20 protein-coding genes and 6 tRNA genes are annotated in these 19,948 nt (G+C 68.5%); 12 read left to right on the forward strand and 14 right to left on the reverse strand.

All coding sequences use genetic code 11. The features are described 5' to 3' along the window. Positions 1-80: 80 nt before the first annotated feature. Together dapB and AB0H76_RS05955 are read left to right on the forward strand one after the other, a co-directional pair. The gene (dapB, locus tag AB0H76_RS05950) at positions 81-827 is read left to right on the forward strand and encodes a 4-hydroxy-tetrahydrodipicolinate reductase (protein WP_357317952.1); all 747 of its coding nucleotides are present in this window, start codon (positions 81-83) and stop codon (positions 825-827) included. After that, positions 824-1,309, forward strand: coding sequence for a hypothetical protein (locus tag AB0H76_RS05955; RefSeq protein ID WP_357317955.1), 486 nt, complete (start codon positions 824-826; stop codon positions 1,307-1,309). Before dapB ends, AB0H76_RS05955 begins: the two co-directional genes overlap by 4 nt. Positions 1,310-1,323: 14 nt before the next feature. Here the strand turns inward: AB0H76_RS05955 and AB0H76_RS05960 are convergent, their stop codons facing one another. Further along, the gene (locus tag AB0H76_RS05960) at positions 1,324-2,031 is read right to left on the reverse strand and encodes a 2'-5' RNA ligase family protein (RefSeq protein WP_357317958.1); all 708 of its coding nucleotides are present in this window, start codon (positions 2,029-2,031) and stop codon (positions 1,324-1,326) included. A 113-nt stretch (positions 2,032-2,144) separates the two neighbouring features. Here AB0H76_RS05960 and AB0H76_RS05965 point away from each other — a divergent pair, with 113 nt between their 5' ends. Next, a complete protein-coding gene (locus AB0H76_RS05965) occupies positions 2,145-2,597 on the forward strand; it encodes a flavodoxin family protein (protein ID WP_357317961.1) in 453 nt (150 codons plus the stop codon). 260 nt (positions 2,598-2,857) lie between these two features. On the opposite strand, the gene AB0H76_RS05970 is transcribed toward AB0H76_RS05965, so the two are convergent. Beyond that, complete coding sequence (locus AB0H76_RS05970) at positions 2,858-2,986, reverse strand: hypothetical protein (RefSeq protein ID WP_357317964.1); 129 nt, start codon at positions 2,984-2,986, stop codon at positions 2,858-2,860. A gap of 320 nt (positions 2,987-3,306) precedes the next feature. Between AB0H76_RS05970 and AB0H76_RS05975 the strand changes: the two genes are divergently transcribed. The 4 genes from AB0H76_RS05975 to AB0H76_RS05990 are packed head-to-tail and all read left to right on the forward strand — an operon-like array spanning position 3,307 to position 7,540. Further along, positions 3,307-3,987, forward strand: a complete 681-nt coding sequence (locus tag AB0H76_RS05975; RefSeq protein WP_357317967.1) for a response regulator transcription factor — start codon at positions 3,307-3,309, stop codon at positions 3,985-3,987. Next, complete coding sequence (locus tag AB0H76_RS05980; RefSeq protein WP_357317970.1) at positions 3,984-5,273, forward strand: ATP-binding protein; 1,290 nt, start codon at positions 3,984-3,986, stop codon at positions 5,271-5,273. The genes AB0H76_RS05975 and AB0H76_RS05980 overlap by 4 nt, the downstream gene beginning before the upstream one ends. Beyond that, positions 5,266-6,300 (forward strand): hypothetical protein, encoded by a 1,035-nt coding sequence (locus tag AB0H76_RS05985; RefSeq protein WP_357317972.1) that lies wholly within the window; start codon positions 5,266-5,268, stop codon positions 6,298-6,300. The genes AB0H76_RS05980 and AB0H76_RS05985 overlap by 8 nt, the downstream gene beginning before the upstream one ends. Before the next feature lie 37 nt (positions 6,301-6,337). After that, on the forward strand, positions 6,338-7,540 hold the full coding sequence (locus AB0H76_RS05990) for a crosslink repair DNA glycosylase YcaQ family protein (protein ID WP_357317975.1): 1,203 nt from the start codon (positions 6,338-6,340) through the stop codon (positions 7,538-7,540). A gap of 2 nt (positions 7,541-7,542) precedes the next feature. Here the strand turns inward: AB0H76_RS05990 and AB0H76_RS05995 are convergent, their stop codons facing one another. Continuing rightward, positions 7,543-8,010: a hypothetical protein gene (locus AB0H76_RS05995; protein ID WP_357317978.1), complete on the reverse strand. Its 468-nt coding sequence runs from the start codon at positions 8,008-8,010 to the stop codon at positions 7,543-7,545. Positions 8,011-8,157: 147 nt separating this feature from the next. Between AB0H76_RS05995 and dapA the strand changes: the two genes are divergently transcribed. Together dapA and AB0H76_RS06005 are read left to right on the forward strand one after the other, a co-directional pair. After that, positions 8,158-9,066, forward strand: a complete 909-nt coding sequence (gene dapA / locus AB0H76_RS06000; protein ID WP_357317981.1) for a 4-hydroxy-tetrahydrodipicolinate synthase — start codon at positions 8,158-8,160, stop codon at positions 9,064-9,066. Next, entirely contained in the window at positions 9,063-11,093 is a 2,031-nt protein-coding gene (locus AB0H76_RS06005) for a ribonuclease J (RefSeq protein ID WP_357317984.1), read from the forward strand. The genes dapA and AB0H76_RS06005 overlap by 4 nt, the downstream gene beginning before the upstream one ends. A gap of 58 nt (positions 11,094-11,151) precedes the next feature. Here the strand turns inward: AB0H76_RS06005 and AB0H76_RS06010 are convergent, their stop codons facing one another. Next, positions 11,152-11,709, reverse strand: coding sequence for a hypothetical protein (locus AB0H76_RS06010; protein WP_357317987.1), 558 nt, complete (start codon positions 11,707-11,709; stop codon positions 11,152-11,154). 62 nt (positions 11,710-11,771) lie between these two features. Beyond that, complete coding sequence (locus AB0H76_RS06015; RefSeq protein WP_357317990.1) at positions 11,772-12,152, reverse strand: DUF4189 domain-containing protein; 381 nt, start codon at positions 12,150-12,152, stop codon at positions 11,772-11,774. Positions 12,153-12,359: 207 nt separating this feature from the next. On the opposite strand from AB0H76_RS06015, the gene AB0H76_RS06020 reads away from it, so the two are divergent. Further along, positions 12,360-12,983 (forward strand): TIGR03085 family metal-binding protein, encoded by a 624-nt coding sequence (locus tag AB0H76_RS06020; protein WP_357317993.1) that lies wholly within the window; start codon positions 12,360-12,362, stop codon positions 12,981-12,983. Between the two features lie 103 nt (positions 12,984-13,086). Beyond that, on the forward strand, positions 13,087-15,801 hold the full coding sequence (locus AB0H76_RS06025) for a DNA translocase FtsK (RefSeq protein WP_357317997.1): 2,715 nt from the start codon (positions 13,087-13,089) through the stop codon (positions 15,799-15,801). Positions 15,802-15,822: 21 nt separating this feature from the next. Here AB0H76_RS06025 and AB0H76_RS06030 read toward each other — a convergent pair. The 7 genes from AB0H76_RS06030 to AB0H76_RS06060 form a co-directional block, all read right to left on the reverse strand. After that, a tRNA-Gln gene (locus AB0H76_RS06030) sits at positions 15,823-15,897 on the reverse strand. A gap of 4 nt (positions 15,898-15,901) precedes the next feature. Continuing rightward, a tRNA-Arg gene (locus AB0H76_RS06035) sits at positions 15,902-15,974 on the reverse strand. A 45-nt stretch (positions 15,975-16,019) separates the two neighbouring features. After that, a tRNA-Arg gene (locus tag AB0H76_RS06040) sits at positions 16,020-16,092 on the reverse strand. A gap of 27 nt (positions 16,093-16,119) precedes the next feature. Next, a tRNA-OTHER gene (locus AB0H76_RS06045) sits at positions 16,120-16,191 on the reverse strand. Positions 16,192-16,200: 9 nt separating this feature from the next. Further along, positions 16,201-16,274, reverse strand: a tRNA-Leu gene (locus AB0H76_RS06050). A gap of 222 nt (positions 16,275-16,496) precedes the next feature. After that, positions 16,497-17,330, reverse strand: a complete 834-nt coding sequence (locus tag AB0H76_RS06055; protein WP_357318000.1) for a hypothetical protein — start codon at positions 17,328-17,330, stop codon at positions 16,497-16,499. 116 nt (positions 17,331-17,446) lie between these two features. Beyond that, positions 17,447-17,523 (reverse strand) — tRNA-Leu (locus AB0H76_RS06060). Positions 17,524-17,997: 474 nt separating this feature from the next. Between AB0H76_RS06060 and AB0H76_RS06065 the strand changes: the two genes are divergently transcribed. Beyond that, positions 17,998-18,981 carry a TerC family protein gene (locus AB0H76_RS06065; protein ID WP_357318003.1) on the forward strand — a complete coding sequence of 328 codons (984 nt, stop codon included), beginning with the start codon at positions 17,998-18,000 and terminating at the stop codon, positions 18,979-18,981. A gap of 51 nt (positions 18,982-19,032) precedes the next feature. Here AB0H76_RS06065 and AB0H76_RS06070 read toward each other — a convergent pair whose 3' ends face one another. Together AB0H76_RS06070 and AB0H76_RS06075 are read right to left on the reverse strand one after the other, a co-directional pair. Then, positions 19,033-19,320, reverse strand: coding sequence for a YciI family protein (locus tag AB0H76_RS06070; RefSeq protein ID WP_357318006.1), 288 nt, complete (start codon positions 19,318-19,320; stop codon positions 19,033-19,035). A gap of 16 nt (positions 19,321-19,336) precedes the next feature. Next, positions 19,337-19,846, reverse strand: coding sequence for an amino-acid N-acetyltransferase (locus tag AB0H76_RS06075; RefSeq protein ID WP_357320447.1), 510 nt, complete (start codon positions 19,844-19,846; stop codon positions 19,337-19,339). Positions 19,847-19,948 lie beyond the last annotated feature (102 nt).

Below are 19,948 nucleotides of genomic sequence, written 5' to 3' on the forward strand. Positions count from 1 at the left end.
CCGCAGGCGCGGCGGCGCCGGAGCGGCCTACTAGGCTGGTCGGGAACGTGGGGCGCGGCCCCGAGGACACAGGAGGTGCGGTGACCATTCGGGTCGGAGTGCTCGGAGCACACGGCAAAGTCGGACAGGCGATCTGCGCGGCGGTAGAGGCGGCGGCCGATCTCGAGCTGTCCGCGGCCGTCGACAAGGGCGACGCGCTGGAGACGTTCACCGAGTCCGGCACCCAGGTGGTCGTCGACTTCACCCATCCCGACGTGGTGATGGGGAACCTGAAGTTCCTGGTGCAGAACGGGATCCACGCCGTCGTCGGCACCACCGGCTTCGACGCCGCGCGGCTCGACGAGGTCCGGGGCTGGCTGGCCCAGCAGCCCGAGACCGGCGTGCTGATCGCGCCGAACTTCGCGATCGGCGCCGTGCTGTCGATGCGGTTCGCCGAGCAGGCGGCGCGGTTCTTCGAGTCCGTCGAGGTCATCGAGCTGCACCACCCGAACAAGGCGGACGCGCCCTCGGGCACCGCCTACCGCACCGCGGGCCTGATCGCCGAGGCGCGGGCACGCGCCGGCGTCGGCGCCGGCCCCGATGCCACCAGCACCGAATTGGACGGCGCCCGCGGCGCCGAGGTCGACGGGGTGCGGGTGCACTCGATCCGCCTGGCCGGGCTGGTCGCGCACCAGGAAGTGCTGTTCGGCACCCAGGGCGAGACCCTCACCATCCGCCACGATTCCATCGACCGCTCGTCCTTCGCGCCGGGCGTGCTGCTCGGCGTGCGCGAGATCGGCAAGCGCCCCGGCCTCACCGTCGGGCTCGACCCGTTCCTGGATCTGTGACTGTTCAGGGGTCTTCCGGCAGCGACGTCCGCAAGGTCGTCGCCGTTATCGGCGTCCTGGTCCTGGTGCTCGGTTTCTACTTCCTGCTGCTCGGGCGTATCGCGTTCGACCTGCTGACCTCCGGTGATATCGCCGCGACCGTGATCGGTCTCGGCGTGCTGATCCTGCCGCTGGTCGGCGTCTGGATCGTGGTCGCCACCGTCCGCGCCGCCCTGGACCACCAGCACCTGGCCCGCCGAATGCGCGAGGAGGGCCGCGAACTCGACACCTCCGACCTGCCCCGCCGCGCCTCCGGCCGCATCGAACGCGGCGCCGCCGACCAACTCTTCGCCCAGGTCCAACAGGAATGGGAAGCCGACCCGGACAACTGGCGCGTCTCCTACCGCCTGGCCCGCGCCTACGACTACGCCGGCGACCGCTCCCGCGCCCGCGAAGCCATGCGTCGCGCGGTCGAGCTGGAAAAGCGCGAGCGCGAAAGCTGACTGGGCCTCGCCGGCTAGTTCGCGAGTGGGATCACAGCGCGGTCGGTCCATCGGTACGTGCGGTCTACGCGGCGGAGTTCGACCAGGTGGAGCTTGTCCACCTGGGCGGTCGCTGAGGGCAGGGTGCGCAGTGTGCTGATATCGCTGATCAGTTGCTGTGCGTGCTGTGATCGGTTGATGTAGCCGATTCCGAGATGTGGTCGGAGGTCGGCGGTTTCCGCGAGGCGGCTGGCTGGCCTGTTCTCGGTGGTCGCGTACCGGACTCGGCGGTGCAGGTCCAGCAGTCGGTCCCAGGGGGTGACCGAGAATCGCACGGCGCTCGGTGCACCTGTCAGCGGGCCGACCGTGATCTGGAAGGGCTTGATCTCGGCTGCTGCGCGTCGGCCCGCATCGATGATGTGGGCGAGTTGCTCCGCGCCGATTTCCTCGGTCCGGCCGATGTCGAGCAGGGTGAGGTGCAGTCCGTCGAGCGGGACGGGATCCAGCCCGTCGTGTGCGAGTTTTTCCTGGCACTGTGCGACGAGATCGACCAGGGCCGGTTCCGTGAAGGTCAGATACCAGTAGTAGCCGGTTCGTCCGGGTGCCCAGGGCCGCAGCGACCAATGGTCGTGCACGGAGGTCAAGTGCTGGAAGGAGGACCAGTCGTTGTCCCGAATCGCCTCGGCGTCGGTCATCGAGGCCGGGCGCAGCAGTGGGAACGGTCGTTTCGCTGTAGCTGTCATCGCTGCCGTACCCCCTCGAACTCGAACGCCTGCCCTGGGCAGTGTACGGACGACCAGCGGTCGCGACACTTGCCTTTCCGCGCAACCACTTCGCGACGTCGTAAGCTCGATCGATGCCGCGGCTGCTGATCATTCATCACACTCCGTCCCCGCATATGCAGGCGATGTTCGAGGCGGTGGTTTCCGGTGCGACCGATCCGGAGATCGAAGGGGTGGAGGTGGAACGGCGTGCCGCGCTGGCGGTTACGGCCAGTGATGTGCTGGCAGCCGACGGTTATCTGCTGGGGACGCCGGCCAATCTCGGGTATATGAGTGGGGCGTTGAAACACGCGTTCGATACGTTTTATTACCCATGTCTGGATTCGACGCGGGGGCGTCCGTATGGGCTGTATATCCACGGTAATGAGGGCACCGAGGGTGCTGAACGCAGTGTCGTCGGCGCGACCACCGGCCTCGGCTGGGAGCAGGCCGCCGCCGCGGTGATTCTCTCCGGGCCGCCGGGTAAGGACGATATTCAGCGCTGCTGGGAACTCGGGGCTACGGTGGCCGCGCAGCTCATGGCCTAGCCCCGAATAGACGAATGGGATGGTCCTGGTCAGGACCATCCCATTCGCTGTTTCGGTGCACGAACCTCAGGCGAGACCCCAGGCTTGCAGCAGGTAGGTGATGTTGGCCGCGATATTGGTCACGACATTCGCCAGGTTGAGGGCGGCGGAACCCAGATCAATGATCGACACTACTAATCCTTGTTCGATGAGCTAATTTCCTCGACCGTAGGAGAGTCGATCATCCGGCGGCAACCTGCGGCGCGAACTTATGAGAGAACTCACCAACGGTGGAAGGCGACCGCCGTACCGGCGGCGCCGAACAGTCGGGCGATTCGGGAAAACCACGCGAACGGCTGCGAATTCACGAGCTGCGCCGAGGTGTGGGCGTTGTGCGCGAGAGTGGTCATGGCTAGGCCTCCTTGTCGAGTTCCGCGAGCCCGGCGGCCATCGCGGTTCCGGTCAGCACGGCGAGCACGGTCATCACGGTGATCGAGGCGACGATCGCGGTAACTGCTTGCATGGCAGTAAGTTTTGTCCAGTCAAGAAACTGCCACCAGTGTCTGTATCGACATAGTTCGCAAATATTCGGCCAGAAAGATGCGCGGTGGTAGCGGCCCCCGATTTCTGGTGTCTGACCGTCGGCCCCCTGCGGGCGTCATACTCGACGTGACGTTGTAGCGGTGGGGATAGTGGACCGGGTTCCGGCCCGGGATGGGAGTGTCGTTTGATGAGCGCCGAAGGGGGCGACATCACCACCCGGCGGATCGGGCTGGTCGAAGACCACGAATCCGTCGCGATGGGGCTGGCCGCGATGCTGGCACCGGAGTCGGATCTGGACCTGGTGCTGACCGCGGGCACCGTCCCGGAGTTGCTGGCCGTGCCCGGCGCGGCCGACCTGGACCTGGTGGTTTTGGACCTGCGCCTGGCCGACGGCTCCTCCCCGGAGGACAACGTGCGCGCCCTGCGTGACCGCGGCACCGAGGTGCTGATCTTCACCGGCGCCGACAACGCCTTCCTGGTCCGGGCCGCTGCCCGCGCCGGTGTGCTGGGCGTGGTGCGCAAGTCCGAGGACGCTTCGACCGTGGTCGCGGCGGTGCGTCATGCCGCGTCCGGTAACCAGGTGGTCACTACCGACTGGGCCGCCGCCATCGACGGCGATCCGCAACTGTCCGATGTCGGCCTGAGCCCGCGCCAGGAGGAGGTGCTCACCCTGTACGCCTCGGGTGAGAAGGCCTCCCGCGTGGCACGACTGACCGGCTTGTCGGAGCAGACCGTCAACGACTACCTCGGCCGGATCCGCCAGAAGTACGCCGACGCGGGCCGCCCCGCGCCGACCAAGACCGACCTCTACAAGCGGGCGGTGGAGGACGGATGGCTGCCGATGCCCGAGCGGCATCCGAAAGCATGACGGCGTCCAGCCTGCTGGACACCCGAGCGACCGCGAGCGCTGCCTCGATCGACCCGATCCGGGCCGGACGCTGGCGGCGGGGGTTGGCCGCGGTGTCCCGGGAGAAGTCGTCCGAGGCGGCTTCGGATCGCATCATGCGCCGGCTCGCGCTGACCTTCGGCATCGCCGGCGTACTCGCCGTCATCGCGGAGATCCCCGAGATCGCCGACCAGAGCCGCGGCGCGCCGCTGGCCTGGGCGGTACTGACGGTGGCACTGGCCTTCGGCTGGTTCCCGGTGCTGGCGATCGTGTCGATGGGCCTGAGCACCAGGGTGATCCAGGGGGTGGCCGGCGCCGCGGCGATCTGTTACCTGCTGGCGTTCGCGCTTGTGCCGTTCACCTACGGGGATCCGGAGATCGAGGCCACCGCGGTCTGGCTGTATCGGGTGTTCGCGCTCGGCGTGCTCGCGGCGGCGCTGGCGTGGCGTCCAGTGGTCGCGGTCGTCTACCTCGTGGTCGGCGCCGCCGCCTCGGCGATCGCCAATATGTATGTGGTGCCGCACGGTTCGGCCTGGACGCTGGCCGGGGATTTCGCCCGCGCCGCCGGGCTGTGCGTGCTGTTCCTGTGGTGTGCGATCTACGCGCGCGCCGCCGCGGCCCGAGTGGACCGGGAATCGGCGATCGCGAGCAGCCGGGCCGCGATCGCGGCCGGCGCCACCGCCCGCGACCGGGAGCGGGCCCGTTTCGCCGCGCTCATCCACGACGCCGTTCTGTCGACGCTGCTGGACGCTTCGCGGGCGGGCACCGAATCACCGGTGCTGCGCAGGCAGGCCGAACACACGCTGACCCAGCTCGACGAGGCCCGCGGCAGTGCGATCGAACCGGACCGGCTCAATGCCAAGCAGGCGATCGGGTTCCTGCGAGCCGCCGTGCACGAGGTGAACCCGGGCGTCACCTTCGCCGCCCGGCAATGGCCGGGCTTCGACGACCTGCGGTTGCCGGTGCAGGCCGCGGGCACCATCGCCGCGGCGCTGGCCGAGGCGGTGCGCAACAGCCTGCGCCACGCCACCGTCGTGGGTCGCTCGGTGCGCCGCTCGGTCACCGTGACGGTGAGCGCGGGCGGCATCCGGGTGGTGTTCCGGGACGACGGCGCGGGTTTCGATCTGAGTCAGGTGCCGGCCGATCGGCTCGGCGTCTCGGTGAGCATTCTGGGCCGGATGCGCCAGCTGGCCGGCGGCGCCGGCTTCGTGGAGTCGCAGCCGGGGGAGGGCACGACGGTGACTTTGGTGTGGGGCAGTGATGGCTGAGACCGAGAACGAATTCGGCCTGCGCGACCTGCTGGGCCTGCGCGACGGCTCGGCCTGGCTGTTCCTGATCATCCTCGAGGTGACGATCGTGCTGTACATGGTGCGCAATCTCTCGCATGTGCCGTTGATCGCGGCCGCCGCCGCCGCGCTGCTGCTGATCGTGGCGGGGGTGCTGGTGCTGGTCATTCCGGTGGATCCACTGCCCTGGCCCGCAACGGCTTTCGTGACCGCGTGCGGTCCGGTGGCGACGGCGCTGACCACGGTGGACGTGCAGAGCGGCTGGTCGCGGCCGGTGTGGACGGCGTTCGCCTCGTCCTATGTGCTGGCGGTGCTGGTGCTGCGCGGGCGGCTGGGCGCGGCCTGGTTCGGTGTCGCCGGTATCGCGGCGGTGATCGTGACCGCGGGTGTGCTCGGTGACGTGCGCGCCGGGGTGATGGTCGGCTCGGTCGTGCCGGTCGCCACGGTCGCGGGCGTCTCGGTGTGTGCCGCGCTGATGCGCCCGACCCAGCGTTCACTGCGCTTGCTGCGCGAGGAGGCGACCATGCGCGCCGCCGCCGAGGCGAGCATGGAGGCCGAGAACGGCGAACGGGACCGGCAACTGGCCCGCCTGGACAAGGTGGCGCGCCCGATCCTGGAGCGCATCGCCGACGGCGCCGACCTGACCGCCGCGGAGCGCGAACAGTGCCGGTTACTGGAGGCCGAACTGCGCGACGGCCTGCGCGCGCCACAGCTGGTCACCGATGAACTGAGCTGCGCCGCCCGCGGCGCGCGGTCCCGCGGCGTCGAGGTGGTCCTGCTCGACGACGGCGGCTTCGCCGGGGTGCCGCGCTGGGTGCGCGAACGGGTGATCGACGCGGCGACAAAGGAATTGGACGCCGCCAACGCGGGCTCGGTGACCGTGCGGGTGCTGCCGATGGGCCGCCGGATCCTGGCCACGGTGCTGGCCAACGCGCCGGCCGCCGACCGGCGCACCGAGATCGATACCGCGGGCGCGGTCAGCGTCATGACCGAGAGCTGTGAGGTGTAGCGGCGACTTGTCGTACCCCCGTGGCATTGTTTCTCGGGTGCGAAGGATGAGTGCGGCGGCCGCACGCCGGACGGCGTTGGCGGCGCAGGGGTTCGGCAAGCGCAAACCGGCGGTCACCAACCGCCGGGCGATTCTGGATGTGCTCAACAGAACCCAGCTGCTGCAAATAGATTCGGTCTCCGCCGTGGTGCGCGCGCACTACGCCCCGGTCTTCAGCCGGATCGGCGCCTACGACCGCGATCTGCTCGATGCCGCCGCCTGGAGTCACAACGCCCGTAAGCCGCGGCGGCTGGTGGAGTACTGGGCGCACGAGGCCGCACTGCTGCCGGTCGAGGATTGGCCGCTGATGCGCTGGCGGATGGCGAAATATCAGGACGGCCGCTGGCAGGCGGCCAAGCGGGTGCTCGAGCACAGCCCGACGCTGGGCAAGGACATTCTCGATGTCATCCGCTCGGTGGGCCCGTCGCCGGCCGGTGTGGTGGAGCGTCATCTGGAATTGGACAAGCCGCGCGCCAAGGACCACTGGGGCTGGAATTTCAGCGACACGAAGATGATCTGCGAGCAGTTGTTCGCCAGCGGTGAGCTGTCGGTGGACAAACGCGTCGGCTTCACCCGGCACTACGACCTGACCGAGCGGGTCGTCCCGCCGGAGGTGCTGGCGCGCCGGGTCGCCGACGCCGACGCCTACCGCGAGCTGATCCGCCGCGCGGCAACGGCTTTGGGCATCGCGACCGAACCCGACCTGCGTGACTACTACCGCATGCACCGCTCCCAGACCGAGCCCGCGATCGCGGAGCTGATCGACGCGGGTGAGCTGGAACGTGTCGAGGTGACGGGCTGGGATAAACCGGCCTACCTGCACACCGGCGCCAAGACGCCGCGCGCGATCGAGGGCGCGGCCCTGCTGTGCCCGTTCGATCCGCTGATCTTCTTCCGCCCGCGCACCGAGCGGATCTTCGACTTCCACTACCGGATCGAGATCTACACCCCGGAACCCAAACGGGTGCACGGCTATTACGTCTTCCCGTTCCTGCTGGACGGTGAACTCGTCGGCCGGGTCGACCTGCGCGCCGAACGCGCCAGCGGCCGCCTGCTGGTGCCGGGCGCCTTCGCCGAACCCGGGCACGACACCCCGCGAACGGCTGCGGCGCTACGGGATTCGCTGCGCGAGATGGCCGATTGGCTCGAGCTCGACGAGATAGTGATCGGGGCCAAGGGCGATCTCACGCCCCTGCTCTGAGCTCAGTTGTCGGTCTTGCCGTACCCGCTGTCGCGCTTGGACCGGCTGCCGTAGCCCATCTGGTGCCGCAGCGCGTCGCTGACGGTGTTCTGCAGCCAGCCGTTGAGTGACATATTGCTCTGTTGCGCCGCCTCTTCGGCCTTGGACTTCAGCTGCTCGACCATGCGCAGGGTGACACGGCTGATGTCACCGGTCATTTCCTCGAAGGTCGGCGGTTCGTCGGAGCCGGCGTTCTTGCGGACGTCGACGGTGGCGTCGGTGCCGTCGACCGAGACGTGCACGGTGCGGTCGCCGAGCTCGGCGCTGACCTCGGCGGCCAGGTCCGAGAGGGCGGCCAGCAGGGCCAGGCGCGCAGAGCTCTCGGTGGCCGCGGCCAGGGCGGCAGCGGTGGACTGCGTCTTCTCGTCGCCCAGCGCGGCGGCCGCGATGAGGTCGTCGCGCAGCCGGGCGGTGTACTTGTTCAGATCCATGACACCAGTGTGACGTCATTGCTGATGTCATTCAAGGGCGGATTGATGTCAGGTCGGGGGAAGTGGGAGGTGAATCACCAGCGCGGGCTGGCCGATCGGCGGTCAGGATGTCGTTCCTGATCTCTGGACCGGGTAGCCTTTCTGACCATGACGAACGGTGAATCGACGCCAACACCGCGCAGTGCGTCCGGCACGGTCGGTGTCGCAATGGTGACCCCTTTCAGTGCCGACGGCAAGCTGGACGTCGATGCCGGTGTTGCCCTGGCCGCCCGTCTGGTCGACCGCGGTATCGACCTGCTCGCGATCTCCGGCACCACCGGGGAATCGCCGACGACCACCGAGTCGGAGAAGTTCGATCTCCTCAACGCCGTCGTGGACGCGGTCGGCGATCGCGCCACCGTGATCGCCGGGGCCGGTACCTATGACACCGCGCACTCGATCGAACTTGCCAGAAACGCGCAGCGCGCCGGGGCCCACGGTCTGCTCGTGGTCACCCCCTACTACTCCCGCCCCACCCAGGACGGCTTGATCGCGCACTTCACCGCGGTCGCCGACGCCACCGATCTGCCCATCACGCTCTACGACATTCCACCTCGCTCGGTCGTCCCGATCACGCCGGACACCATCCGCACCCTGGCCGAGCACCCGAACATCGTCGCGGTCAAGGACGCCAAGGGCGATCTGAACGCCGGCGCCGACCTGATCGCCAGCACCGGCCTGAAGTTCTACTCCGGCGACGACTCGCTGAACCTGCCGTGGCTGTCCATCGGCGCGGCCGGGTTCATCAGCGTCATCGGTCACTTGGTGCCCGAACGCCTGCGCGAACTGCACGAGGCCTACTCCGCCGGAGATGTGGCCCGCGCCCGCGCGCTCAATGTGAGCATGCTGGCCCTCAATACCGCGATGGCCCGTCTCGGCGGCGTCGCGATGAGCAAGGGAGGTCTGCGCTTGCTCGGCGTAGAAGTCGGCGAACCACGGTTGCCGCAGTTGATGCCGAGTTCCGACCAGCTGGACCAGCTGGCCGCCGACCTGCGCCTGGCGGGGGTACTTGCATGACCGAGCCCATTTCGTCCCGTCCGCCCCGTCGCCGCAGCGCCAGTCGCGAGGCCGGCGCACCCGCCCCCGTGCAGCCCGACGCGCCCAAGCGCATCGAACAGCCGGCCCCGGCGGTCAAGGAATCGCACCCCGAGCCGGTGATGCACGCCGAACCCGAGGCGCCGCCCGCCCGGAAGAAGGCCAAGGCCGAAGAAGCGCCGAAGGCCAAGAAGTCCGCGCCCGAGTCGGGTCAGCAGGGCAACGGCCAGTCCGGCCGCGACAATCAGTCCGGCCGGGGCAACCGCGGCCGTCAGGGTGGTGGCCGCGGCCGCCGCGACCAGCCGCCCGCACAGGCCCCGGTGAAGGCCGCGCAGGATCGCCTCGGCCTGCCGCCCAAGGCGCCGAAGAACGGCCTGCGCGTCTTCGCGCTCGGCGGTATCGGTGAAATCGGCCGCAACATGACCGTCTTCGAGTTCGGCGGCAAGTTGCTGATCGTCGACTGCGGCGTGCTCTTCCCCGAGGACCAGCAGCCCGGCGTCGACCTGATCCTGCCCGACTTCAAGCCGATCGAGGACCGCGTCGACGACATCGTCGCCGTCGTGCTCACCCACGGCCACGAGGACCACATCGGCGCGGTGCCGTTCCTGCTGCGCCTGCGCTCCGACATCCCGATCATCGGCGCCAAGTTCACCCTCGCGCTGATCGCGGCCAAGTGCCGTGAGCACCGGCTGCAGCCGAAGCTGATGGAGGTCGTGGAGGGCGAGACCACCATCCACGGCCCGTTCGAGTGCGAGTACTTCGCCGTCAACCACTCGATTCCGGACGCGCTGGCCGTCTCGATCCGCACCCCCGCGGGTGTCGCGCTGCACACCGGTGACATCAAGCTCGATCAGCTGCCGCTGGACGGCCGCCTCACCGACCTGGCCGGGTTCTCCCGCCTGGGCGACGAGGGCGTCGACCTGTTCCTGGTCGACTCCACCAACGCCGAGGTTCCTGGCTTCGTCACCCCGGAGCGCGAGATCGGCGGCGTGCTGGACACGGTGATCGGCAAGGCCAAGAACCGCGTCATCATCGCTTCCTTCGCCAGCCACGTGCACCGCATCCAGCAGGTGGTCGACGTGGCCGAGCGGCACGGGCGGCGGGTCTGCTTCATCGGCCGCTCGATGGTCCGCAATATGCAGATCGCGCAGGATCTCGGCTACCTGCGGGTGCCCGACGGCCTGGAGGTCGACCTCGAGGTCGCGGCCACGCTGCCGGGTAATCGCCTGGTGCTGATCTCCACCGGCTCGCAGGGCGAACCGCTCTCGGCGCTGTCGCGGATGGCGCGCGGTGAGCACCGCCAGATCCACATCCGCTCCGACGATCTCGTGGTGCTGGCGTCCTCGCTGATCCCCGGCAACGAGAACTCGGTGTTCGCCGTGGTGAACGGCCTGGCCCGGCTCGGCGCCACCGTCATCACCCAGCAGAACGCGAAGGTGCACGTCTCCGGGCACGCGTCCGCGGGCGAGCTGCTGTACCTGTACAACGCGGTGCGGCCCACCAATGCCATGCCGGTGCACGGCGAATGGCGGCACCTGCGCGCCAACGCCGCGCTGGCGGTGGCCACCGGTGTGCCCGAGGAGCGCGTGGTGCTGGCCGAGGACGGCGTGGTGGTCGACCTGGTCGACGGCATCGCCTCCATCGTGGGCCGGTACCCGGTCGGGCACGTCTACGTCGACGGCCTCTCGGTCGGCGATGTCGGCGAGTCGACCCTGTCGGATCGTCTGGTGCTCGGCGAGGGCGGTTTCATCTCGATCACCGTCGCGATCGACTCCACCACCGGCAAGGCGGTCAGCACGCCGGAGCTCAACGGCCGCGGGTTCTCCGACGATCCGTCCGCGCTCAGCGACGCCTTGGCCCTGGTCGAGGCGGACCTGCTGCGGCTGGCGGGGGAGAACGTCACCGACGCCCATCGCATCGCGCAGAGCGTGCGCCGGGTGGTCGGGCGCTGGGTTGCCGACGTCTACCGTCGCCGCCCGATGATCGTGCCCACCGTCATCGAGGTCTGAGCCACACAGCAAAGCGCCGGGAAGCCTTGGCTTCCCGGCGCTTTCGTGTTGTCCGGGCCTACTTCGCCTGGCAGGCGGCCGAATCCAGCTTCGCCGCGCGCACGATGTTGCAGGTGAACTGGTTCGACACCTTCCAGCCCTCGGTCTCGGCCACGAACTCCACGAAGGCGTTCTCGACCGGCGCGCCGTCGATGGTGACGTTGGCGTCGGCCTTCAGCTTGCCGTCCTTGGGCTCCTGCACGCCGGTGATCTCGACCTTCACCTTGTTCTTCTTGGCGGCGTCGACCAGCTTGTCGACCAGCTGCGGATCCTTCTCGGCGTCCTGCACCCAGCTGATCTTCTCCTGCTCGCCGACCGAGGAGTCGAACGCCTTGTTGATCTTCTCGTTCAACTCCGCGGCGGTCGGCTTGGGCAGGTTCGGCGGCGGCGTGGTGGTCAGCTCGCCCTCGGCCTCGACCGCTTCGCCGGCCTTGGTGCCCTCCTCGAACTGCCCCGCGGTGGTCGGCGTCGCGCTCGGAGCGGCGGAGTCACCGCTGTCGGAGCCGCACGCACCCAGCGTGAGCACGGAAGCGGCGGCGGCGATGGCGACCGCGGCGCGAATGGATCGGAGTTTCACGTGTTCCCCTCGATGAAAAGTGTTCGCCGCCCGGGATCCGGCGCGGCGCGTAGGTCTGGGTGCTAGCTGTAGCCGTTGGTGCAGCGCCAGGTCACGACGTGGCTGCCGGCCAGCCGGGCCAGCGCGGCATCCCGGGCGGCGCCGTAGTTGGACCGCGAGGAGGCCTGCCAGGTGGTGGACCGCGGGTTCTTGCGGGCGACCAGCACGGCACAGCCGTTGCGCCAGGACAGCAGAACCGAGCAGCCCGGCCCGCAGGCCCCGTTGGCGGCGCCCTCGGCCTCCTGGAAGCCGTTGTAGTTGTTGGTGATGCTCCACCGGCCGTTGCTGCCGGTGGAAATCGCCCCGTAGTATCCACCGCCCTGCGCCTGCGCGGCGGGTGCCGAAACGGCAAGTGCCGCACCGACGGCGACCATGGTGGTGGCTGCGGTGATGAACTTCTTCACGTGTGAGTGCCCTCCATTGATGTGATTACCCCGGATCTAGTGGAGGTGCGGAACTGGCCCCCCAACCTGACCAGTCCACAACGTACATTTGCGACAACATGGACGCCAGCCCGGTATTGCGGAACGAAGGCATCTCATAAGGATTCGACAAGGGCGTGTCTGAGTCGGCGATGTGTAAAGTTCGGACACTCGGCTATGTTCAGCGGTATGAGCATGGCGCAGCGCGAACGGGCAGCACTCGTGGAAGCGATGAGGCAGGCGGGTCCCGACGCGGGCACGCTCTGCGGGACCTGGACGGTGCGAGATCTGGCCGCGCACTTGATCGTTCGCGAGCGCCGGCCCGACGCCGCGCCCGGCATTCTGCTCAAACCCCTTGCCGGGCACTTGGATTCGGTGCAGGAGAAGACGGCACGCAAGCCGTTCGACGAGTTGCTCGAGCTGGTGCGGACCGGGCCGCCGTGGTGGTCGCCGCTCAAGCCGGTCGACGCGATCGCCAATCTCAGTGAGATGTTCGTCCATCACGAGGATGTGCGCCGCGGCGCGCCCGGCTGGGAGCCGCGGGAGTTGCCGGCGGCCGACGAGACGAAGCTGTGGAACATGGTGTCGCGGATGGCGAAGATGTCCTACCGCAAGTCCCCGGTCACCCTCGTGCTCCGGACGCCGGACGGGCGCAGCGCGGCTGCGAAGACCACCTCCGGGCCGGAGGTGACACTGACCGGTACACCGTCGGAATTGCTGCTGCACGCCTTCGGTCGCGACGAGGTCCGGGTCGAAACCACGGGCGAACCCGACGCGGTGCGTGCGGTCCTCGAACTCGACCGTTCGGTCTGAATTAGGCCCCGACCAGCCCGGAATCCCGGTTTTCGGCAGCTGAGACGCCCGATACCAGTGTTGCGGATGGTCTGGATGGGGCCTTTGCGGCTAGCCTGAAGCAATGGCAGGTAAGTCCCGCAACACCGCGACGCCTCGGTCACGGGCGGGAACCGGGCGGGAAGCACAGCAAACGGGAGCGGCCAGAGCGCGCAGCACTGCCACATCTCGGTCTCGGTCGGAAGCGCAGCAGGGGGCAGCCGGAGGGAGGACCACCACGTCTCGGTCTCGTTCGACCACACCGCGTTCCGCCGCCCCACGTCCCGCCCAGCGCCGCACCGGCCCCGCGCCCCGCGCCCGGGCCACCCCGCCGCGCCGACCGGCCGCCCGCACCGCGCGCGGCTCCAACACCGCGCCCCTCGCGGTCTTCAGCCGCACCGTCAGCAGCGGCTGGAACATGCTCGCCCGCGGCCTCGGCGCCACCACCCGCACGCTGAGCCGCGCCGGCGATATCGAACACGGTCATCGGCGCGACGGCATCGCGCTGGCCCTGATCGCGGTCAGCGGCATCGTCGCGGCCGCGGTGTGGCTCTCGGCCGGCGGCCCGGTCGGCCGCTGGGTCGAAGAGGCCATCCGCTGGGTGTCGGGTTCGGCCTCGGCCGGTCTGCCGTTCGCCTGCGCGGGACTGGCGGTCATCCTCATGCGCACCGAACCCCATCCGGAGATCCGGCCCCGTCTGGTGCTCGGCGGCCTACTGGTGAGCCTGCCGATGCTGGGCCTGTGGCACCTGGCCGCCGGCGCACCCGACGACGCGCACGGCCGTTCCCGCGCCGCGGGTTTCGTGGGTTTCGTGGTGGGCGGCCCGCTCACCGACGGCCTCACCGCCTGGCTCTCGGTCCCGATCCTGTTGCTGGCCATCATCTTCGGCGTACTGCTGCTCACCGGCACTACGGTGCGCGAGGTGCCGCAGCGCCTGCGTGAGTACTTCGGCACCGCCAGCGGCGGCGACGAATACGGCGACTACCGCGGCGAGCACGGCGATTTCGAACCCGCCGACTACGACGCCGACGGCTTCCCGCTGCACCGCGGCCGGTCCCGCCGGCGCGGTCGCACACCCGCCGAGAACTATCCCCCCGACGAATTCGGCGATCCCGACGCGGCCACCGAGGCCTTGGCCGCCCCGCCGCTGCGGGACGCGAAAACCATCGCCACGGCCGCCGAATTCGGCACCGACGAACCCGAGGCGGCCGCGCCGAAACCGCGCAAGCGCCCGGCGCCGCCCAAGGTCACCGATCAGACCCCGCCGCCCCCGCCGAAGGAACCCGAATTCGTTCCGGAGCGGGTCATCGAGGGCGATTACACGCTGCCCCCGATGAACCTGCTCACCGACGGCGATCCGCCCAAGAAGCGCAGTGCCGCCAACGAATCGATGATCGAGGCGATCACCGAGGTGCTGGTGCAGTTCAAGATCGACGCGGCGGTCACGGGATTCGTGCGCGGCCCGACGGTCACCCGCTACGAGGTCGAGCTCGGGCCCGGCGTGAAGGTCGAGAAGATCACCGCGCTGGCCCGCAACATCGCCTATGCCGTGGCGACCGAGAACGTGCGCTTGCTCGCACCGATTCCCGGCAAGTCCGCCGTCGGCATCGAGGTGCCCAACTCCGATCGCGAGCTGGTCCGCCTGGCCGACGTGCTCAAGGCGCCCTCGACCCGCAACGACCACCACCCGCTGGTGATCGGCCTCGGCAAGAACATCGAGGGCGATTTCGTCTCCGCGAACCTGGCGAAGATGCCGCACCTCTTGGTCGCGGGCTCCACCGGTTCCGGTAAGTCGAGTTTCGTGAACTCGATGCTGGTGTCGCTGCTGCAACGCGCCACCCCGGACGAGGTCCGGATGATCCTGATCGACCCGAAGATGGTGGAACTCACGCCGTACGAGGGCATTCCGCACCTGATCACGCCCATCATCACCCAGCCGAAGAAGGCCGCCGCCGCGCTGGCCTGGCTGGTGGAGGAGATGGAGCAGCGCTACCAGGACATGCAGGCCAACAAGGTCCGCCATATCGACGACTTCAACAAGAAGGTGAAGTCCGGCGCGATCACGGCCCCGCTCGGCAGCGAGCGCGTCTACCGGCCCTATCCGTACATCCTCGCCATCGTCGACGAGCTCGCCGACCTGATGATGACGGCCCCGCGCGACGTGGAAGACGCCATCGTCCGGATCACCCAGAAGGCCCGCGCCGCCGGCATCCACCTGGTGCTGGCCACCCAGCGGCCGTCGGTCGACGTGGTCACCGGCCTGATCAAGACCAACGTGCCCTCCCGCCTGGCCTTCGCCACCTCCTCGCTGACCGACTCCCGCGTCATCCTGGACCAGCCGGGCGCCGAGAAGCTGATCGGCATGGGCGACGGCCTGTTCCTGCCCATGGGCGCGGGCAAACCGACTCGCCTGCAGGGCGCGTTCATCAGCGACGAAGAGATCCACGGCGTGGTCGACTTCGCCAAGAACCAGGCCGAGCCGGACTACCAGGAGGGCATCACCGCCGCCAAGACCGGCGAGAAGAAGGACGTCGACGCCGACATCGGCGACGACCTCGATGTCCTGCTGCAGGCCGTCGAACTCGTCGTCACCTCCCAGTTCGGCTCCACCTCGATGCTGCAACGCAAGCTCCGCGTCGGCTTCGCCAAGGCCGGCCGCCTGATGGACCTGATGGAAACCCGCGGCGTCGTCGGCCCCTCCGAAGGCTCCAAGGCCCGCGACGTCCTGATCAAGCCCGACGAACTCGACGGGCTGCTGCTGTCCATCCGTGGCGGCGACGCGCCCACCGACGACGAATAGCCCGAGCGAGGTCGGGTGGGCTGGCTGGAGTGCCAGGACTCGAACCTGATCCGGCGGAACCAAAATCCGCCATGCTGCCGCTTACACCACACTCCATCGGTGCGCCTGGGAGGACTCGAACCTCCAGCCACCCACTTCGTAGACGGGTGCTCTTCCGCTTGAGCTACAGACGCGAACCCGTGCGGGGGCACGGGGTTGTTCACGAGCGATCACTTGCGCGCCCATGGGTGGGTTCGAACCACCGGCCTCCGCCTCCGCAAGGCGGCGCTCTCTCCACTGAGCTACACGGGCATGTTCAGTTGTCCGGAACGGTTCCGGTACCCATGGGTGGATTCGAACCACCGACCTTCGCCTCGGAAGGCGCTGCTCTTTCCGCTGAGCTACACGGGTTGGTCGACGTTCCCTCGGCGAGAGTCGAACTCGCAACAACCGCATTCTGAGTACGGCGCCTCTGCCGGTTGGGCTACGAGGGAATGAGAAAGGGGCCACTCCTGGCTAGGAAAGCCGCGGAGTGACCCCTTGAAGGTCTGCTGCGAGCAGAGACCTAGAGGCGACCCCACAGGCGGAGGCGGCTACGTCGCTGTCGCAAGATCATGGCCGTGTCCTTCCGCTGTGTGGTGCTCTGAACTGTTGGCTATAACGCTACAGGTGCGGCCGTCACACCGAAACCTATTTTCTACCTGGGCAATCGAGGTCTATCGGGGCGGTGCGGCGGTGGCCGCCGCGCAAGCGAAGGCGATGGCGTGCTCGTTCGACGGGCGATCGCTGAGGCACCCGTAGGGTTCGGCTCCCGAGGAGCTGAGCCGTATCCCGGCCACCGCCTTCTGGTCGACACAGAACAGTCCGGCCTGATCCATCCGGCAGTCGAATTCGTTGAAGCTGAGGCGGCTGCCGTAGTTCAGGACCGGGCCGTCGCCGAGGGTGAAGTCACCGGGATCGCCGCGCAGCGCGCCGATACCGACCGCGCCCGCGCCGAAGACGGTCCAGCCGCCGACCCAGTTGCCCTCGGGCGGCAGGCTCGGCGGCCGCGCGGGCTCGTTGTCGAACTGCACCAGGCAGGTCATCCCCGGGCGGGGGTTGTCCGCGTCACGCGGCGACATGCAGCGGATCTTCTTGGTCGGGCTGACGAAGGCGACGGCCGCGCCCAGATCGGTGGGTTTGCCGTCCTCCGCGGTCGCGGTGTGGAACGGCGCCGGATCGACCGGCGTGCCCGCCTGGATCCAACTGGTCACCGCGGCCAGCACCGCGCCGGGCACCGGAACCTGCGCGGTGCGCGGCGAACTGGTACCTGCCGCGGTCGTCGGCGCCGCTGTCGCCGAGGGGCTCGGCCCGCCCCTCGATCCCTCGAAGAACCCGCTGGCCCACAGGCTGATCGCGGTGACCCCGGCGGCCACCGTCACCGCCGTCAGCCCGATGAGAATCGGCTGCACCCGGCTGCGGCGGGGGAGCGGCGGCGCGACACGGACCGGCTCGATCACCTCGGTGGGCTCATACCAGGGCCGGTGCGACCGACGGGAGTCCGGAGCCATCTGTCCTCCATCACATTCGAACGGGCACGCCGGACGTGCCCGACGGCAGCATACGCGCGTCGGGGCGGCAGTGAATATCGGTGCGACGGAGGATAATTCACCCGGCGGTACAAACCTGGTTCCCTCGACGAGATTCGAACTCGCAACAACCGGCTCCTAATGCCGGCGCCTCTGCCAATTGGGCTACGAGGGAGCGGGGATAGCGGGGCGTGAATCCCCGATCCTGGCTACGAAAAAGGGGCCACTCCTGGCGTTGGCGCCGGAGTGACCCCGAGAGGTCCGGGTGGTGGCGACCTCAGGGGCGGCTCCGGGCACGCGCGAGGCGGGCCTGCCGGGTGGCCGATAGCCGGACGAAACCACACCGGGTGCTCGCGAGTGAGCGCGGGGTGGACTGCCGGATCATGCTGCCGCCCTTCCGGGTTGGTGGTCTGCGAAGTTGCCAACTATCACGCTAACACCCGAAATCGGTACTCGGAACCTCTTTTCCGGCGTGCCGTCTCAGTTGTCCGGTTGGGTTTGCCGGCGAGATTTGCTGGCGGGCCCGCAAGCGTGCCCAGCTACCTGCGGCGATGTGGGATTATGGTCAGCAAATACCCCGCTAGCGGACAGAAATGGACAATTCGGGCATTATGGACGCCATGAGACCCCAAGCCGATCGGGCTGACGCATGCATGTGACCACCTTGACCTGGGCGATCACCGTGTTGGTGATCCTCGGACTCTTCGTCTTCGACTTCTTCGCCCACGTCCGGACTCCGCACGAGCCGACATTCCGCGAATCCGGCTTCTGGTCGGCGGTGTACATCGGCATCGCACTGCTGTTCGGTGGCTTCGTCGCCTGGCAGTGGGGCGGAACCTACGCCGGGGAGTACTACGCGGGCTTCGTCACCGAGAAAGCGCTCTCGGTCGACAACCTGTTCATCTTCCTCATCATCATGAGCACCTTCGCGGTGCCGCGGATCTACCAGCAGAAGGTGCTGCTCATCGGCATCGTGCTGGCGCTGGTCATGCGCGGCATCTTCATCGGCGTCGGCGCCGCCGCGATCAGCGCCTTCAGCTGGGTGTTCTATCTGTTCGGCGCCTTCCTCATCTACACCGCCGCCAAGCTGCTCAAGGAGAGCGGTCACGAGGAGGAGGCCGAGGAGAAACGTGACAGCCGGGTGGTCGCGCTGGCCAAGCGGTTCCTGCCGACCACCGACGAGTACCACGGTGACAAGCTGATCACCCGCATCGACGGCCGCCGCACCCTGACCCCGCTGCTGCTCGCGCTGCTGGCCATCGGCTTCGCCGACCTGCTGTTCGCGCTGGACTCGATTCCCGCTATCTACGGTCTCACCGAGCAGCCTTACCTGGTGTTCACCGCCAACGCGTTTGCTCTGATGGGCCTGCGCCAGCTGTTCTTCCTCATCGGCGGACTACTGGACCGCCTGGTCTACCTGTCCTACGGCCTGGCCGCGATCCTCGCGTTCATCGGCGTGAAGCTGGTGCTGCACGCGCTGCACGAGAACACCCTGCCGTTCATCAACGGCGGCGAGCACGTCAGCGTCCCGGAGATCTCGACCCCGGCCTCGCTCGGCGTGATCCTGGGCATCCTGGTCGTGGCTACCGTCGCCAGCCTGATCAAGACCCGCGGCGCGGTGAAGCAGAGCTAGCCCACCGACGAAAAACCCGCACACCCCGAGGGTGTGCGGGTTTTTGTCGTCTCAGGCCTCGAAACGCTCGCCGATGGTCGGGCTCCACTCGAGCACGCGGACCGCCTCGATCAGGCTCTCGCGCGCGAACGGGTCCTTGGCCAGCAGCTCGGTCAGCGCGCCCGCGCTCTCCGCGCGGAACAGCAGCAGCGCGCCCGAACCGTCACCGTAGGGCCCGCTGCTGAGCAGCACGCCGGCCTCGGCCAGCTCCCCGAGCCAGGCCCGATGCTCCGGCCGGTGGGTGTCGCGGCCGGGGACGGTGGTCTCGGCGTAGGTGTAGTCGACGGCAAAAGTCGGCACAGCGGATCTCTTTCTGTCAGAGGGTGAGCAACATACGAGTGTTGCCGAGCGTGTTCGGTTTCACATAACTGAGGTCGAGGAACTCGGCGACGCCGGTGTCGTAGGAGCGGCACATCTCGGCGAACACCTCGGCGGTCACCGGGGTGCCGTCGATCTCGGCGAAGCCGTGGCGGGCGAAGAAGTCCACCTCGAAGGTGAGCACGAACAGCCGCCGCAGTTCCAGCTGCCGGGCCACCGTGATGAGCTGTTCCACGATCAGCCGCCCGACGCCGTGGCCCTTGACGTCGGGGTGCACCGCGACCGTGCGCACCTCACCGAGATCGGCCCACAGCACGTGCAGCGCGCCGCAGCCGACGACCCGGCCGCCCAGGTCGGCGACCCAGAACTCCTGGACCGCCTCGTACAGCGTGACCAGGTTCTTTTCCAGCAGTATCTTGCCCGCGTACACGTCGACGAGGTTCTTGATCGCGGGGACATCGGAGGTTCGAGCGCGTCGTACCACCGGCGTGGCGGACTGCGCATCCATCGATGCGCCCGGATAGGCGTCGCTGGTCGAACCACCCTGTGGTCCCCGAGAGGTCATGGGGTGCACAGTAGTCGGGTCGGTTACCGATAGGCTGAACGTGTG

This window comes from Nocardia sp. NPDC050712 (genome assembly GCF_040654295.1).
Classification (GTDB): domain Bacteria; phylum Actinomycetota; class Actinomycetes; order Mycobacteriales; family Mycobacteriaceae; genus Nocardia.

What these genes read in the sequence shown, in the direction of transcription:
- AB0H76_RS05960 (WP_357317958.1), bottom strand. Translation starts at nt 2,031, where the DNA reads ATGACAGCTACAGCGAAACGACCGTTCCCACTGCTGCGCCCGGCCTCG.
- AB0H76_RS05965 (WP_357317961.1), top strand. Translation starts at nt 2,145, where the DNA reads ATGCCGCGGCTGCTGATCATTCATCACACTCCGTCCCCGCATATGCAG.
- AB0H76_RS05970 (WP_357317964.1), bottom strand. Translation starts at nt 2,986, where the DNA reads ATGACCACTCTCGCGCACAACGCCCACACCTCGGCGCAGCTCGTGAAT.
- AB0H76_RS05975 (WP_357317967.1), top strand. Translation starts at nt 3,307, where the DNA reads ATGAGCGCCGAAGGGGGCGACATCACCACCCGGCGGATCGGGCTGGTC.
- AB0H76_RS05980 (WP_357317970.1), top strand. Translation starts at nt 3,984, where the DNA reads ATGACGGCGTCCAGCCTGCTGGACACCCGAGCGACCGCGAGCGCTGCC.
- AB0H76_RS05985 (WP_357317972.1), top strand. Translation starts at nt 5,266, where the DNA reads ATGGCTGAGACCGAGAACGAATTCGGCCTGCGCGACCTGCTGGGCCTG.
- AB0H76_RS05995 (WP_357317978.1), bottom strand. Translation starts at nt 8,010, where the DNA reads ATGGATCTGAACAAGTACACCGCCCGGCTGCGCGACGACCTCATCGCG.
- dapA (WP_357317981.1), top strand. Translation starts at nt 8,158, where the DNA reads ATGACGAACGGTGAATCGACGCCAACACCGCGCAGTGCGTCCGGCACG.
- AB0H76_RS06005 (WP_357317984.1), top strand. Translation starts at nt 9,063, where the DNA reads ATGACCGAGCCCATTTCGTCCCGTCCGCCCCGTCGCCGCAGCGCCAGT.
- AB0H76_RS06020 (WP_357317993.1), top strand. Translation starts at nt 12,360, where the DNA reads ATGAGCATGGCGCAGCGCGAACGGGCAGCACTCGTGGAAGCGATGAGG.
- AB0H76_RS06025 (WP_357317997.1), top strand. Translation starts at nt 13,087, where the DNA reads ATGGCAGGTAAGTCCCGCAACACCGCGACGCCTCGGTCACGGGCGGGA.
- AB0H76_RS06055 (WP_357318000.1), bottom strand. Translation starts at nt 17,330, where the DNA reads ATGGCTCCGGACTCCCGTCGGTCGCACCGGCCCTGGTATGAGCCCACC.
- AB0H76_RS06065 (WP_357318003.1), top strand. Translation starts at nt 17,998, where the DNA reads ATGCATGTGACCACCTTGACCTGGGCGATCACCGTGTTGGTGATCCTC.
- AB0H76_RS06075 (WP_357320447.1), bottom strand. Translation starts at nt 19,846, where the DNA reads ATGGATGCGCAGTCCGCCACGCCGGTGGTACGACGCGCTCGAACCTCC.